Source organism: Streptomyces sp. BK239 (assembly GCF_004217285.1).
Lineage (GTDB): Bacteria > Actinomycetota > Actinomycetes > Streptomycetales > Streptomycetaceae > Streptomyces.
In genome coordinates, this window is the sequence record NZ_SHKS01000011.1 from 132265 (window position 1) to 145798 (window position 13534).

General features: G+C 74.7%; 11 protein-coding genes. 10 read left to right on the top strand and 1 reads right to left on the bottom strand.

Translation table 11 applies throughout. The features are described 5' to 3' along the window. The first annotated feature begins 47 nt into the window (after positions 1–47). Positions 48–2234, top strand: a complete 2187-nt coding sequence (locus EV567_RS26830) for a primosomal protein N' (protein ID WP_130444542.1) — start codon at positions 48–50, stop codon at positions 2232–2234. A 213-nt stretch (positions 2235–2447) separates the two neighbouring features. On the opposite strand, the gene EV567_RS26835 is transcribed toward EV567_RS26830, so the two are convergent. Next, positions 2448–2993 (bottom strand): hypothetical protein, encoded by a 546-nt coding sequence (locus EV567_RS26835; RefSeq protein WP_130444544.1) that lies wholly within the window; start codon positions 2991–2993, stop codon positions 2448–2450. Positions 2994–3318: 325 nt separating this feature from the next. Here EV567_RS26835 and fmt point away from each other — a divergent pair, with 325 nt between their 5' ends. From fmt to EV567_RS26880, 9 genes are all read left to right on the top strand, one after another. Then, positions 3319–4251, top strand: coding sequence for a methionyl-tRNA formyltransferase (gene fmt / locus EV567_RS26840; protein WP_130444546.1), 933 nt, complete (start codon positions 3319–3321; stop codon positions 4249–4251). Between the two features lie 125 nt (positions 4252–4376). Then, positions 4377–5801 carry an RsmB/NOP family class I SAM-dependent RNA methyltransferase gene (locus tag EV567_RS26845; RefSeq protein ID WP_130444548.1) on the top strand — a complete coding sequence of 475 codons (1425 nt, stop codon included), beginning with the start codon at positions 4377–4379 and terminating at the stop codon, positions 5799–5801. 100 nt (positions 5802–5901) lie between these two features. After that, a complete protein-coding gene (gene rpe, locus EV567_RS26850; RefSeq protein ID WP_130444550.1) occupies positions 5902–6588 on the top strand; it encodes a ribulose-phosphate 3-epimerase in 687 nt (228 codons plus the stop codon). A 77-nt stretch (positions 6589–6665) separates the two neighbouring features. Further along, the gene (locus EV567_RS26855) at positions 6666–7709 is read left to right on the top strand and encodes a sugar-binding transcriptional regulator (RefSeq protein ID WP_130444552.1); all 1044 of its coding nucleotides are present in this window, start codon (positions 6666–6668) and stop codon (positions 7707–7709) included. Positions 7710–7786: 77 nt separating this feature from the next. Continuing rightward, entirely contained in the window at positions 7787–8092 is a 306-nt protein-coding gene (locus tag EV567_RS26860; RefSeq protein WP_130444554.1) for a barstar family protein, read from the top strand. 131 nt (positions 8093–8223) lie between these two features. Beyond that, on the top strand, positions 8224–9663 hold the full coding sequence (locus EV567_RS26865) for a GuaB1 family IMP dehydrogenase-related protein (protein WP_165430500.1): 1440 nt from the start codon (positions 8224–8226) through the stop codon (positions 9661–9663). Between the two features lie 295 nt (positions 9664–9958). Then, positions 9959–11446, top strand: a complete 1488-nt coding sequence (locus EV567_RS26870) for an amino acid permease (RefSeq protein WP_130444558.1) — start codon at positions 9959–9961, stop codon at positions 11444–11446. A gap of 10 nt (positions 11447–11456) precedes the next feature. Beyond that, positions 11457–11909, top strand: a complete 453-nt coding sequence (locus EV567_RS26875; protein WP_130444560.1) for an Lrp/AsnC family transcriptional regulator — start codon at positions 11457–11459, stop codon at positions 11907–11909. A 268-nt stretch (positions 11910–12177) separates the two neighbouring features. Continuing rightward, positions 12178–13392, top strand: a complete 1215-nt coding sequence (locus EV567_RS26880; RefSeq protein WP_130444562.1) for an MFS transporter — start codon at positions 12178–12180, stop codon at positions 13390–13392. Positions 13393–13534 lie beyond the last annotated feature (142 nt).

Genomic DNA, 13534 nt, shown 5'->3' on the forward strand with positions numbered 1-13534 from the left:
GCGTGCGTGGGCCGTGGTTGTCGGTGCCGTTTGGTAAGAATGCAAGCGTGAGCAGCGACAACGGGCAGGGGGGCGGCGGGGCCGGGGAGGCGGCGGCGCCGGAGCAGCTCGCGCTGATCCGGGAGAGCGTGCGCAAGGCGAAGGCGCCCCGGGCGAAGCCGCGGACCTGGCGGGGAGCCGCGCTGGCGGGGGAGCTGCCGGTCGCGCGGGTCCTCGTCGACAAGGGTGTGCTGCACCTCGACCGCTACTTCGACTACGCGGTGCCGGCCGAGCTGGACGCCGAGGCGCAGCCGGGGGTGCGGGTGCGGGTGCGTTTCGGCGCCGGGCGGGGGCGGGTGCGCGAGGGGCGGCGCGAGGGCGGCGGGCTCATCGACGGTTTCCTCGTCGAGCGGCTGGCCGCGTCCGACTACTCCGGCCCGCTGGCGGCCCTCGCCCAGGTGGTGTCGCCCGAGCCGGTGCTGAGCCCGGAACTGCTCGGGCTGGCGCGGGCCGTCGCCGACCGGTACGCGGGGAGCCTCGCCGACGTGCTGCAGCTCGCGGTGCCGCCGCGCAGCGCCAAGGCGGAACAGCAGCCCTCGCCCGCGCCGCTGCCGCCGCCCAGGAGCCCCGAGGCGGGCACCTGGGCGCGCTACGAGCACGGGCCCGCGTTCCTGGAGGCCCTGGCCTCCGGCGCGTCCCCACGGGCCGTGTGGAACGCTCTGCCCGGGCCCGAGTGGGGCGAGGAGCTGGCGCGGGCCGTCGCCGCGACGCTGGCCTCCGGGCGCGGCGCCCTCGTCGTCGTGCCGGACGGGCGTGCCGCCGCGCGCGTGGACGCCGCGCTGACCGCCCTGCTGGGCGAGGGGCGGCACGCGCTGCTGACCGCCGACGCCGGGCCGCAGAAGCGGTACCGGGAGTGGCTCTCCGTGCGACGCGGGGCCGTACGGGCCGTCGTCGGGACGCGAGCCGCCATGTTCGCCCCCGTGCGCGACCTCGGGCTGGTGGCCGTCTGGGACGACGGCGACGACAGCCACAGCGAGCAGCACGCTCCGCAGCCGCACGCCCGCGATGTGCTGATGCTGCGTGCCACGCAGGACAAGTGCGGTTTCCTGATGGGGGGTTGGAGCTGCACCGTGGAGGGCGCCCAGCTCGTAGAGAGCGGGTGGGCGCGGCCCCTGGCGGCGGGGCGGGAGCAGGTGCGGCGGGCGGCTCCGCTGGTGCGGACGGTGGGCGACCAGGATCTCGCCCGGGACGAGGCCGCGCGCGCCGCCCGGCTGCCGACGCTCGCCTGGCAGGCCGTGCGGGAGGGGCTGCGGCACGGGCCGGTGCTGGTACAGGTGCCGCGCCGGGGCTATGTGCCGCGGCTGGCGTGCGCGGACTGCCGGGCGCCGGCGCGCTGCGGGCACTGTTCGGGACCGCTCGAGGCGCGGGACGGCGGCACCGCCCTGGCGTGCGGCTGGTGCGGGCGTGAGGAGGGTGCGTGGCACTGCCCGGAGTGCGGGGGGTTCCGGATGCGGGCCCAGGTCGTGGGGGCGCGGCGGACCGCCGAGGAGCTGGGGCGGGCGTTCCCGGCGGTGCCGGTGCGCACCTCGGGGCGCGAACACGTGCTGGACACCGTGCCGGGGGCGCCGGCGCTCGTGGTGAGCACGCCGGGCGCGGAACCCGTCGCCGAGGGCGGGTACGCGGCCGCGCTGCTGCTGGACGGCTGGGCCATGCTGGGGCGGCCCGACCTGCGGGCCGGGGAGGACGCGCTGCGGCGCTGGATCGCGGCGGCCTCGCTGGTGCGGCCGCAGGGGGACGGGGGGACGGTGGTCGTCGTCGCCGAGCCGACATTGCGGCCCGTGCAGGCGCTGGTGCGGTGGGACCCGGTCGGCCACGCCGTGCGGGAGCTGGCCGAGCGGGCCGAGCTGGGCTTCCCGCCGGTGTCGCGGATGGCGTCGGTGACGGGAGCGGGTGAGGCGGTCGCGGCGTTCCTGGGCGCGGTGGAGCTGCCGCGGGAGGCGGAGGTGCTGGGGCCCGTCCCCGTGCCGCCCACCCCGGCGGGCCGGCCGCGCCGCCCCGGCGCGCCACCGCCCGGCGAACACTGGGAACGGGCGCTGATCCGTGTCCCACCGGGTCGCGGAGCCGCACTGGCCGCAGCGCTGAAGACCGCCCAGGCGGCCCGCATGGCCCGCAGCGGCGGCACGGGCGGCCCGACCGCGGGAAGCGGCGCGGGCACCCCGGTGTGGGTAAGGATCGACCCGCCGGACATCGGCTGAGGGGCGGTTCCCGGCGGCCGGGATGCTCCGCGTTGTCGGCCGGGTGGCCTCGGTCGGGCGGGCCGGACGTCCTTGTCGCGCCGGCCGGTCACGTCGGCCCTGCGGCCGCGGGCTCGCCGAAGGCGGCGGGCCATCCGGTGGCCGACGGGGTCGAGCGGTGAGGCGGGCTGCCCTCTCGCAGGGGCGAGAGGGCAGGGGTGGCGGGGTGGGGCGTCAGCCGTTGCGGGGGCCGGGGAAGGCCGTCGGGCGGACCTCCTCGCGCAGGGACGGGCTGCCCGCCGTCGGCTGGGTCGGCATGGAGCGGGCCGCCGGCACGGTCGGGACCGCGGCGATCCCGGCGCCCACGTTCACCGTGCGGCCGCCCGTGGGCTCCGGCGCCCGCTCGGGCTCCGCGGCGGCGGTCTGGGCGGCGGCGCGGCGGGCGCCGTAGCGGCGGTGGACCGCCTGCTTGGTGACGCCGAGCGCGGAGCCCACCGCGTCCCACGAGAAGCCGAGCGAACGGTCGAAGTCCACCGCCGCGGTCACCAGCGTCTCCACGCTGTCCCGCAGCTCCTGGGCGAGGCGGACGGTGGGGGCGGGGGCGCGTCCGTAGACGACGAAGCCCGTGGAGGGGCCGGAGCGGCGCGGTCGGTAGACGTTGCCCAGCTGGGCGGTGAGGGTGCGGAGCGCGTCCACCTGTCGGCGGACCCGCTCGATGTCCCGTACCAGCAAGTGCAGGCTGGCCCGGGCCTGGGCGTCGTGGGTTGCGTGGTCGGCCATGAACAAGCCTCTCGAACCGGCGATGAGGAGAAAGGGGCGGGCCGCGGTGGGGCGCGGTCCGGTGTGGTCAACTCTTTCTTGACCAACGCGGGTTCGCTCCGCTGGTCACGGTGTGGGGGCGTATGGGCATATGCGTACGCCCCCTGCGCGGGGTGCGCGCGACCGATGGCGGGCAGGCGTACCTCTCCTGCCTCCGGGCGGTCGCCGGCGGAAGCAACACCTGCGGCACACGGCATCCCGTACTCGCCTTCAGGCGGTGCGCCCGGCCCCCAATAAACTTGGGCGTTGCCCGCCGTCCGACCCGTCCGAGAGGCCCGTCCCACCCATGAAGCTCGTCTTCGCCGGCACCCCCGAGGTCGCCGTCCCCGCCCTGGACGCCCTGATCGCCTCCGGGCGGCACGAGGTGGCCGCCGTCGTCACGCGGCCCGACGCCCCGGCCGGGCGGGGACGGCGGCTGGTCGCCTCCCCGGTGGCCCAGCGGGCCGAGGAGGCCGGCATCGAGGTGCTCAAGCCGGCCAGGCCGAAGGAGCCGGAGTTCCTGGAGCGGCTCAGGGAGATCGCGCCGGACTGCTGTCCCGTCGTCGCCTACGGCGCGCTGCTCCCCAAGGTGGCCCTCGACATCCCGGCGCACGGCTGGGTCAACCTGCACTTCTCGCTGCTGCCGGCCTGGCGGGGGGCCGCGCCCGTGCAGCACGCCGTGATGGCGGGGGACGAGATCACCGGCGCCTCCACGTTCCTCATCGAGGAGGGGCTGGACTCGGGGCCCGTCTACGGGACGGTGACGGAGGAGGTCCGCGCCACCGACACCAGCGGGGACCTGCTGACGCGGCTCGCCTTCGCGGGCGCCGGTCTCCTCGCGGCGACGATGGACGGGGTCGAGGACGGCACTCTGAAGGCCGTGCCGCAACCGCAGGACGGTGTCACCCTCGCCCCGAAGATCACCGTGGAGGACGCGCGCGTCGACTGGGCCGCGCCGGCGCTGCGCGTCGACCGGGTCGTGCGGGGCTGCACGCCCGCGCCGGGCGCCTGGACGACGTTCCGGGGCGAGCGGCTGAAGCTGATCCAGGTGCGTCCGGTCCCGGGCCGCGACGACATCGCCCCCGGCGCGCTCGCCGTCGGCAAGAACAGCGTCCACGTGGGCACCGGCTCGCACGCCGTCGAGCTGCTGTGGGTCCAGGCCCAGGGCAAGAAGCCGATGAGCGCGGCGGACTGGGCCCGCGGCGCCCGCATCACGGAGGGCGAGCACGTAGGCGGCTGAGCCCCGGGCCCGACGGGCGGGGGCGCCGGCCCCGGCTTGGGCGGGCCCCGGCCCGCGGTCCGGGCCCGACGGGTGCCGCGTACGCTGGGGGAGTCTGGTTCACCTTCACCCGGAGCACCTTTTTCGTGAGCGATCAGCCCCGCCGTCCCCGGCCCCGTTCCACCGGCAAGCCCTACCGCCGGCCCCAGAAGGACCCCGTCCGCATCCTCGCGTTCGAGGCGCTGCGGGCCGTGGACGAGCGGGACGCGTACGCCAACCTCGTGCTGCCGCCGCTGCTGCGCAAGGCGCGCGAGGGCGGGGACTTCGACGGGCGGGACGCCGCGCTGGCCACCGAGCTGGTGTACGGGACGCTGCGGCGGCAGGGAACGTACGACGCCGTGATCGCGGCGTGCGTCGACCGGCCGCTCAGGGAGGTCGACCCGCCGGTGCTGGACGTGCTCAGCCTCGGCGCGCACCAGCTGCTCGGCACCCGCATCCCGACCCACGCCGCCGTCTCCGCATCCGTCGAGCTCGCGCGGGTCGTGCTCGGGGACGGGCGGGCCAAGTTCGTCAACGCCGTGCTCCGCAAGGTGGCGCAGCACGACCTCGACACCTGGCTGGAGCAGGTCGCCCCGCCCTACGACGACGACCCCGAGGACCATCTCGCCGTCGTCCACTCGCACCCGAGATGGGTCGTCTCCGCGCTGTGGGACTCCCTCGGCGGCGGCCGCAACGGCATCGAGGACCTGCTGGAGGCCGACAACGAGCGGCCCGAGGTGACGCTGGTCGCCCGGCCCGGCCGGTCCACCGTGGACGAGCTGCTGCGCGAGGAGGCCGCAGTGCCGGGCCGCTGGTCGCCGTACGCCGTGCGGCTGACCGAGGGCGGCGAGCCCGGGGCCGTCGACGCCGTGCGGGAGGGGCGGGCCGGCGTGCAGGACGAGGGCAGCCAGCTCGTCGCGCTCGCGCTCGCCGCCGCCCCACTGGACGGACGCGACGAGCGCTGGCTCGACGGCTGCGCCGGGCCCGGCGGCAAGGCCGCGCTGCTGGCGGCCCTCGCGGCCGAGCGCGGGGCGCTGCTCCTCGCCTCCGAGAAGCAGCCGCACCGGGCGGGCCTGGTGGCGAAGGCACTGGACGGCAACCCGGGCCCGTACCAGGTCATCGCGGCCGACGGGACCCGCCCGCCGTGGCGGCCCGGCTCCTTCGACCGGGTGCTGGTGGACGTGCCCTGCACCGGCCTCGGCGCCCTGCGCCGCCGGCCCGAGGCGCGGTGGCGGCGCCGGCCGGAGGACCTGGAGGGCTTCGCGCCCCTCCAGCGGGGGCTGCTGAGCTCCGCGCTGGAGTCCGTGCGCGTCGGCGGCGTCGTCGGCTACGCCACCTGCTCGCCGCACCTCGCCGAGACCCGCGCCGTCGTCGCCGACGTCCTCAAGCAGCACCCCGGGGCCGAGCTGATCGACGCCCGCCCCCTGCTCCCGGACGTACCGGCCCTCGGCGACGGCCCCGACGTCCAGCTCTGGCCCCACATGCACGGCACGGACGCCATGTACCTGGCGATCCTGCGCCGCACCGCCTGACGCCGGACGGGGACCCGCTCCGTGCCCACGGCCGGCCCCACGGGGACCAGCGACCGGACCGGTGCCACCAACCCCCGGAGGGCATGGCAGGCTTGGAGGCATGGCCGCGCAGATCAACCCCAGCATCCTGTCCGCCGACTTCGCCCGCCTCGCGGACGAGGCGAAGGCGGTGGAAGGAGCCGACTGGCTCCACGTCGACGTCATGGACAACCATTTCGTCCCGAACCTCACGCTCGGCGTGCCCGTGGTGGAGTCCCTGGCCCGGGCGACGGACACCCCGCTGGACTGCCACCTCATGATCGAGGACCCCGACCGCTGGGCCCCGCAGTACGTCGAGGCGGGCGCCTCGTCGGTCACCTTCCACGTGGAGGCGGCCGCCGCGCCCGTCCGCCTCGCCCGCGAGATCAGGGCGAAGGGCGCCCGCGCGTCCATGGCGCTCAAGCCCGCCACGCCCATCGAGCCGTACGAGGACCTGCTGCCCGAGCTGGACATGCTGCTGATCATGACGGTGGAGCCGGGCTTCGGGGGGCAGGCGTTCCTCGACATCATGCTGCCCAAGATCCGCCGCACCCGGGAGCTGATCGGCAAGCACGGCCTGCAGCTGTGGCTCCAGGTGGACGGCGGTGTCTCGGCCTCGACGATCGAGCGGTGCGCGGAAGCCGGCGCCGACGTGTTCGTGGCCGGGTCGGCGGTCTACGGCGCCGAGGACCCGGCCGAAGCGGTACGTGCATTGCGCACGCAGGCGGAAGCGGCCACCGCCAAGGCCTCCTGGGCGTGCGACCACTGAGCCACAGGTACGTGAACGGCTTTCATCGGGACTGATCGAATGCGCCGGATCTGCAAGGATGAACGGCGAATCCAAGTGTGAACAGCAGTGAGGAGATCGCCGTGTCGGGTATGTCGGCGGGCCGGTCAGCCATGCGGATGGGACCCGCTGAGCTGGTGCAGGCGGCGGCCATGGCCCGCCGCTTCTACCTCGAGGGCAAGTCCAAGATCCAGATCGCGGAGGAGTTCGGCGTCAGCCGCTTCAAGGTGGCCCGGGTCCTGGAAACCGCTCTCGAACGGGATCTCGTGCGCATCGAGATCCGTGTGCCGGCCGAACTGGACGCCGAGCGCTCCGACGCGCTCCGCGCCCGCTACGGCCTCAGGCACGCCGTCGTGGTCGAGTCCCCGGCGGACGTCGAGGAGTCGCCCGACCCGGAGAACCTGGGAGAAGTGGCCGCCGACCTGCTCGGCGAACTCGTCAACGAGGGGGACGTCCTGGGCCTGGCCTGGGGCCGCTCCACCATCCATATGGCGGCGGCGCTGGACCGGCTGCCTCCGTGCACGGTGGTGCAGCTGACCGGCGTGTACGACGCCGGGACCGCCGAGCGCGGCTCGGTCGAGGCCGTCCGCCGCGCGGCCCAGGTGTCCGGCGGCGACGCGCACCCCATCTACGCGCCGATGCTGCTGCCGGACGCCGCCACCGCGGCCGCGCTGCGCCACCAGACGGGGATCGCCCGGGCCTTCGAGTACTTCGACAAGGTCACGGTCGCCTGCGTCTCCATCGGCTCCTGGGAGCCGGGCATCTCCACGGTGCACGACATGCTCAGCGACGAGGAACGCGGCCACTACGCCTCGCTCGGCGTCGCCGCCGAGATGTCAGCGCACCTCTTCGACGCGGACGGCCGCCGGGTCGGGCGCGATCTGGGCGAGCGGTGCATCACCGTCAAGGCCGACCAGCTCCGCCGCGTCCCCGAGGTCGTCGCGATCGCGGGCGGGCAGCGCAAGGCGGCCGCGATCGACGCGGTGCTGCGGTCCGGGCTCGTCACCAGCCTGGTGACGGACACCTCGGCCGCGGACTATTTGATGACGGCCGGACCGATGCCGAAACCGGCCCTCAACCGCACCGATCCCGACGGTTCCTGACGTAACGTCAGACACGGGGACGGCCGGGCGGCCGTCCCCGGAACCGGAGACCACGACTCGCGCAGGGCGGTGCCTGGATGACGGATCACGTGCTCACGCTGGACCTCGACGGCGTCGAGGACAAGGCCGACCTGATGGACCGCTGCGTCCGCGACCTCGAGCTGCCCGACCGGTTCGGGCGCAACTGGGACGCCCTCGCCGACAGCCTCGGCGACCTGCCCGCCCGCCCCGACACCGAGGGCGTGCTCGTCGTCGTACGGAACTGGACGCCGTACGCGAAGGCGCGGCCGGAGGAGTGGGAGATCGCGCAGGCGGTGTTCTCCTCGGCGGTGGACCGGGCGCCCGCCCTCTCCGTGGTGCTGGCCCTCGGACGATCCTCCTAACGGCGGCGCGGATCCCCTGGACGATCCGACCGGGCGGCGTGCCACGGGCCCCGTGGGAGAATGAAGTACGTGCTTCTCCCCCCTGGCTACCTGCCCGGGGGTCACCTCTGATCGACCGGGATGTGCAGCACGTGCGTTTCCTCAACGACATCCAGCCCGCCCACGACCTGACCTACGACGACGTCTTCATGGTGCCGAGCCGCAGTGCCGTGGGCTCGCGGCAGGGCGTGGACCTCAGCTCACCGGACGGCACGGGCACCACGATCCCGCTGGTCGTCGCCAACATGACCGCCGTCGCCGGCCGCCGCATGGCCGAGACCGTGGCCCGGCGAGGCGGACTCGTCGTCATACCGCAGGACATCCCCCTCGACGTCGTCACCGACGTCATCTCCTGGGTGAAGGGCCGCCACCTGGTCCTGGACACCCCCATCGTGCTCGCGCCCCACCAGACCGTCGCCGACGCGCTGGCCCTGCTGCCCAAGCGCGCCCACAATGCGGGCGTCGTCGTCGACGCGGACGGCCGCCCCGTCGGCGTCGTCACCGACGCGGACCTCACCGGCGTGGACCGCTTCACACAGCTCAGCGAGGTCATGTCCAAGGACCTGCTGCTGCTCGACGCGGACATCGACCCGCGTGAGGCCTTCAACACCCTCGACCGCCGCAACCGGCGCTACGCCCCCGCCGTGGACTCCGAGGGCCGGCTCGCCGGCATCCTCACCCGCAAGGGCGCCCTGCGCGCGACGCTGTACACGCCGGCCACCGACGCCGAGGGCAGGCTGCGGATCGCCGCCGCCGTCGGGATCAACGGCGACTTCGCCGAGAAGGCCAAGCTGCTGCTCGACGCGGGCGTGGACACGCTCGTCATCGACACCGCGCACGGCCACCAGGAGTCGATGATCAACGCCGTCCGGCTGGTGCGCGACCTGGACCCCCGAGTCCCGATCGTCGCGGGCAACATCGTCTCCGCCGAGGGCGTCAGGGACCTGATCGAGGCGGGCGCCGACATCGTCAAGGTCGGTGTCGGACCCGGCGCCATGTGCACCACCCGCATGATGACCGGCGTCGGCCGGCCGCAGTTCTCCGCCGTCCTGGAGTGCGCGGCCGAGGCGCGCCGCCACGGCAAGCACGTGTGGGCCGACGGCGGCGTCCGCCACCCGCGCGACGTGGCGATGGCCCTGGCGGCCGGCGCGTCCAACGTGATGGTCGGCTCCTGGTTCGCCGGCACCTACGAGTCCCCCGGGGACCTCCAGCACGACGCGGACGGCCGCGCCTACAAGGAGTCCTTCGGCATGGCCTCCGCGCGCGCGGTCCGCAACCGCACCGCCGAGGAGTCGGCCTACGACCGCGCCCGCAAGGCGCTGTTCGAGGAGGGCATCTCCACCTCCCGCATGTTCCTCGACCCGGCCCGCCCGGGCGTCGAGGACCTGATCGACTCGATCATCGCGGGCGTACGCTCCTCCTGCACCTACGCCGGCGCGGGTTCCCTGGCGGAGTTCGCCGCGAACGCCGTCGTCGGCGTCCAGAGCGCGGCGGGCTACGCGGAGGGCAAGCCGCTGCACGCCAGCTGGTAGCTCCGCAGGCGGGGCCGGATTTCGGGTGCGGGGAGGCTGTGGCTGGTCGCGCAGTTCCCCGCGCCCCTCAGGGTGCCCTCGGGCAGCCTGCAACAGATGTGCAACCTCGTCGCCAGGAACGCAACGATTCTGTGTGTGCGCGCATGGTTGCTGCATTACACCTGCGACGTCCCGGGTCATAGTGTCGTGCGCTGTACGTGGCGTGGCGGGGACCCCGCTCGGTGGGTTCCTGCCCGGTGCAGGTGTGCCCGCGCGGTCCCCTCGCGTCGAGAGGCAGCGACGAAGGAGTCAGAGCGTGCTCGACCATGGCGCACCCCCCGACCACCGCACCCAGGCCGCCCCGCCGCCCCCGGGTCCGGTCGCCGGTCTGATGCGGCGCAAGCCCGTGGAACGCCTGGTGGCGGAAGGCGGTCAGGGTGAGGGAGGGGCCCTGCGGCGCTCCCTCGGCCTCTGGCAGCTGACCATGATCAGCATCGGCGCCACGCTGGGCACCGGCATCTTCGTCGTCCTCGGCGAGGCCGTACCCAAGGCCGGCCCCGCCGTGACCCTCTCCTTCGTGATCGCCGGCCTCACCGCCCTGTTCTCGGCGCTGTCCTACGCCGAGCTCGCGGGCGCCATCCCGGTCGCCGGCTCCTCGTACTCGTACGCGTACGCAACGATGGGCGAACTCGTCGCCTGGGTCTGCGGCTGGTGCCTCGTCCTGGAGTACGGCGTGTCGGTGGCCGCCGTCGCCGTCGGCTGGGGCGAGTACCTCAACGAACTGCTCGACGGCACCCTCGGCGTCACCATCCCGGCCGCGCTGTCCGCCCCGCCGGGCGACGGAGGCGTGTTCAACCTGCCCGCCCTCGTCGTCGTCCTGCTGGCCATGGCGTTCCTGCTCGGCGGGGCCCGGGAGTCCGCCCGCGCCAACACCGTCATGGTCGTCGTGAAGATCGCCGCGCTGGTGATGTTCTGCGCGATCGGCGTCCAGGGCTTCCGCTCGGGCAACTACGAGAACTTCATGCCGCTCGGCATGACGGGCGTCAGCGCGGCGGCGGCGACGCTGTTCTTCTCGTACATCGGCTTCGACGCTGCCTCCACCGCCGGCGAGGAGGCGAAGAACGCCCAGCGCGACCTGCCCCGCGCGATCATGCTTTCCCTGGTCATCGTGACGGCGCTGTACGTCCTCGTCGCCGCCGTCGCCGTCGGCGCCCGGCCCTGGCGGAGCTTCAACGACTCCGAGGCCGCGCTCGCCCAGATCATGCGGGACGTCACCGGGCAGACCTTCTGGGGCACCCTGCTGGCGTTCTGCGCCGTCGTCGCTATCGCCAGCGTCGTCCTGACCGTGCTCTACGGCCAGACGCGGGTCCTCTTCGCGATGTCCCGCGACGGACTCGTGCCCAAGGTGTTCTCCCGCGTCCACCCGAGGACCGGCGCGCCCCGCGCCAACACGCTGATCGTCTCCCTGTTCTGCGGCGTCCTCGCCGCCGCCGTCCCGCTCGGGCAGCTCGCCGACGCCACCAGCATCGGCACCCTGTTCGCCTTCGCGCTGGTCAACGTCGCCGTCGTCGTCCTGCGCCGGACGCGCCCGCAGATGTCCCGCACCTTCCGGGTCCCGCTCTCGCCGTTTCTGCCCGTTCTGGGCTTCGCCTTCTGCGTCTGGATGATGGGCAGCCTGTCCGCGATCACCTGGGTGGTCTTCGGCGTCTGGATGGCCGTCGGGCTCGTGTTCTACTTCCTTTACGGCTACCGCCGCTCCCGTCTCGCACCGCAAGCAGCGTCAGCTGCGTCAGAAGTGAAGTGAACCAACCGCCGTGCTGAACGATCTCGACGAACGCATCGTGCACGCCCTCGCCGAGGACGCCCGCCGCTCCTACGCGGACATCGGCCAGCTGGTCGGCCTCTCCGCCCCCGCCGTGAAACGGCGCGTGGACCGGCTGCGCGCCACCGGGGCCATCACCGGCTTCACCGTCCGCGTCGACCCGGCGGCGCTCGGCTGGGAGACCGAGGGGTTCGTCGAGATCTACTGTCGGCGCAACACCTCCCCGGAGACCATCCAGCGGGGCCTGGAGCGCTACCAGGAGGTCGTCGCCGCGTCCACCGTCACCGGGGACGCGGACGCGGTGGCCCAGGTCTTCGCGGCCGACATGCGCCACTTCGAACGCGTGCTGGAACGCATCGCGGGCGAGCCGTTCGTGGAGCGCACCAAGTCGGTGCTGGTCCTGTCCCCGCTCCTGAGACGCTTCTCGTCGGGCTCCCCGACGTGACGCCGGCCGCCGGGCCGGGCTGAGCCGTGGGGCGGGGCCGCCGGGTCGACCGCCGCGAGGCCCAGCCCGGCACCGCCGGTGCCCGACCGCCGGCCGCGCGACGCTCACGCGGATCGCGCGGGTCGGGGAAATTCCGGTGGCCGGCAGGTCGGTCGGGGCTAGCATCGGCTTCATGACCTGGCGACATTGATCCACCGCTCACGCCTCCCGAGGGCCGCCTCGGACGCCGTGTCCACGACGTCCGAACCGCCCCCTCCGGGAAGGCCCCATGTCACCCACCCCCGGCCGTCTCACGGCCACGCTGTACGTCTACGCGTTCCTCGACGAGTTCGTCCTGCTCTACCCCGTGTACGCGCTGCTGTTCGCCGACACCGGGCTGTCCGTCTGGCAGACGTCCTCGCTGTTCGTCCTGTGGTCGGCGACCGGCGTGCTGCTGGAGGTGCCCTCCGGCGCCTGGGCGGACGCCGTCTCCCGCCGGACCCTGCTGTGGCTCGGCCCGCTGCTCGGCGGGGCCGGGTTCGCCCTGTGGGTGCTCTTCCCCTCGTACTGGGCCTTCGCGCTCGGCTTCGTCCTGTGGGGCGCGCGCGGCGCGCTGGCCTCCGGGGCGCTGGAGGCCCTGGTCTACGAGGAGCTGGAGCGGCTCGGCGCGGCGGACACCTACGCCCGGATCATGGGCCGGGCCCACGCGGCCGGACAGGCCGCCGCGATGACGGCCATGGCCGCGGCCGGCCCGGTCTTCGCGGCCCACGGCTACCCGGCCGTCGGCGCGGCCAGCGTCCTGGCCTGCCTGCTCTGCGCCGCGACGGCGACCCGCTTCCCCGAACACCGCCACCCGGCCGCCGGTCCCGCCTCCGGAGCGGGCGAGGGGGCGGCTGCCGGCTGGGCCGCCGCCCTGCGGTCCGGGCTCGGCGAGGTGCGCCGTGACCGCTCCGTGCGCGGGGCGCTGCTGCTCGTCCCGGCCGTCGGGGCGGTCTGGGGCGCGCTCGACGAGTACACCCCCCTGCTGGCCAGGGACACCGGCGTGGCGGACGCGACCGTCCCCTACCTGCTCGTGGTGATCTGGGCGGGCGTCACGGCGGGCAGCCTGCTCGCCGGTCCGGCCGAACGCCTCGGCAGCGCGCCCAAGGGGCTCGCCGCGCTGCTCGCTGTCTCCGCGCTCGCCCTCGCCGCCGGCGCGGCCGCCGGGACACCGGCCGGAATCGCGCTGGTGGCCGCGGCCTTCGGCGGCTTCCAGCTGGCGACGGTGCTCGCCGACGCCCGCCTCCAGCAGCGCATCGAGGGCACCGGCCGGGCCACCGTCACCTCGCTGGCGGGCCTGGCGACCGAGCTGACCACCATCGCCGTCTACGCCGCCTACGCGACCGCCCTCACCTCCACCGGCGCCCACACCACGACGTTCGCGCTGTTCGCGGCGCCGTACCTGCTGGCGGCGGCGGTGCTCGCGGCACGGGCGGTGAGACCGGCGCGAACGCGCTGCCGTTGAAGCGCACCCCGGTGCCTGCAACGAATCGCCGCCCCGCCCGGAATCGACGCAACGAACCGCTGGTCAGCGCGCAACGGGTGCTTCTTGTTCCGCCGAGGGCGACGCCCGTACCGTCTACGTGGCCCCCACAATCACCCCTGCC

Excerpts from the sequence above, each read along its gene's own strand:
- fmt (WP_130444546.1), top strand. The coding sequence starts at position 3,319 with ATGAAGCTCGTCTTCGCCGGCACCCCCGAGGTCGCCGTCCCCGCCCTG.
- EV567_RS26835 (WP_130444544.1), bottom strand. The coding sequence starts at position 2,993 with ATGGCCGACCACGCAACCCACGACGCCCAGGCCCGGGCCAGCCTGCAC.
- EV567_RS26880 (WP_130444562.1), top strand. The coding sequence starts at position 12,178 with ATGTCACCCACCCCCGGCCGTCTCACGGCCACGCTGTACGTCTACGCG.
- EV567_RS26860 (WP_130444554.1), top strand. The coding sequence starts at position 7,787 with ATGACGGATCACGTGCTCACGCTGGACCTCGACGGCGTCGAGGACAAG.
- rpe (WP_130444550.1), top strand. The coding sequence starts at position 5,902 with ATGGCCGCGCAGATCAACCCCAGCATCCTGTCCGCCGACTTCGCCCGC.